This window comes from Gordonibacter sp. An230 (genome assembly GCF_002159915.1).
GTDB lineage: Bacteria > Actinomycetota > Coriobacteriia > Coriobacteriales > Eggerthellaceae > Rubneribacter.
Map to the genome: position 1 here is coordinate 1 of NZ_NFJP01000066.1, position 1,633 is coordinate 1,633.

Annotated in this window: 1 protein-coding gene; it reads right to left on the bottom strand. The window is 55.1% G+C overall.

Annotated elements, in window-relative coordinates:
* Positions 1–36: 36 nt before the first annotated feature.
* Positions 37–1,633, bottom strand: a 1,597-nt coding sequence (locus B5F40_RS15690; RefSeq protein ID WP_204217464.1) for a type I restriction-modification system subunit M, incomplete at its 5' end; no start/stop codon positions are given.

Here is a 1,633-nt window from a genome sequence, read left to right on the forward strand (position 1 = left end):
TCCCCGCTAAACGCGGGTTTGCTGTTTTGGTCGGGCTTATTCATTCCGATCGCCCTTCAGCATGAGTTCCAGCTCTCGTAGGCCTTCTGACATCTCCCTGTTGAGCTTGGCGAGATCTGCAAGGATTTCGCTGGTCGGCGGGTACTCGATGCGCTCGTATTCGGTGGCGGTGTACTTGTTGAAGCTGAAATCGTAGCCGTTATCAGCGATTTCCTGCTTGGGAACCAAGAAGCTTTTTTGGTTGCGCTCGCGATCTCGTTCTGCATCGAGATGGTTCCAGCGTTGAAGAAGATCGGGGATGTCGTTGTGCGTTTCGTCGGGGTCGCGCTTGTCGTCGAGCGTGAAGCCGTCGTGTTCCATGTTGTACAGCCATACGTTGTCGGTTCCACCTGCGTTGGTTTTGGTGAACACCAAAATGGCGGTGCTCACGCCCGAATAGGGCTTGAACACGCCGCTCGGCATGTAGATGACGGCTTCGAGCTTTTGGTTCTCAATCAGTTCGCGCCGAAGCTGCGTGTAGGCTTTGGAATTGCTTCGGAACAGCACGCCGTTTGGTACGATGCAGGCGCAGCGTCCTCCGATTTTCAACATGCGCAAGAAGAGGGCGACGAACAGCAATTCAGTTTGTTTGGAATCGCAAATGGCCTTCAGGCTGGGGTCGATGTCCTCGGCATCCACACTGCCGGTGAACGGGGGGTTCGCTAAAATAAGATCGTACTTGTTTCGGATGGTGTTGTGCTTGCTGATGGAGTCCAGATAGCGGATGTCAGGCATGTCCACCGAGTGCAGCATCATGTTCATGGCGCTGATGCGCAGCATAGTTTGATCCATTTCGAAGCCGCTGAACTGCTGCCTGCCGTCTCGCTCTCCCGAGAACGCGGCCCAATCCGATTCCGACATGGTTTCCTCGTACTCGCCGCGCAAAAACTCGGCGGCACTGATGAGGAAGCCCGCCGTGCCCATAGCCGGATCGCAGATAAGCTCGCTCGGTTGCGGCTTCACCAAGCGCACCATCATGTCGCGTATATGCTTGGGCGTGCGGAACTGGCCGTTGGTGCCGGCGGTGGATAGCTTGCTGAGCATGTATTCGTACAAGTCGCCCAAATCGCCGATATGCTCATCGAAGTCGTGCATGAGGTTCTCGATGCCGCTGACGGCTTTTTGCAGCGTGCGCGGGTTCTGAATGCCAAACGTGGCGCTTTCCATGCAGGTGGAGAAGGGCGTCCCGTCGTTGAGCGATTTGATGTAGGGAAACGCTTCGTTTTGGACGATGTTCAGCATGGTTTCGGGCTCGAGGTCTTTGAACCTGTTCCAGCGCATTTGCTGTCCCTCGGGCGTTTGCGGAAAGATATGGTTCTGCGGCTCTTCGGCGAGCATTTCGATGCGCTCGATTTCGAATTCCTTCTCATCGAGCGAGCGCATGAACATGAGGTATGTGAGCTGGCTTATCACCTCGATGGGGTTGGTTATGCCGCCTTCCCACATCTTTTGCCAGACATCATCGACTTTGCTTTTTGCCGCGCCGGTTATCATGCGAATGCCCTTCGTTAAATTGGAATCTGCATTGATTATTGTACTGAACCGGAGCGACAAATTCCAATTTGGCGGCCTGGCGGGCGAAGGCCGCGAACTC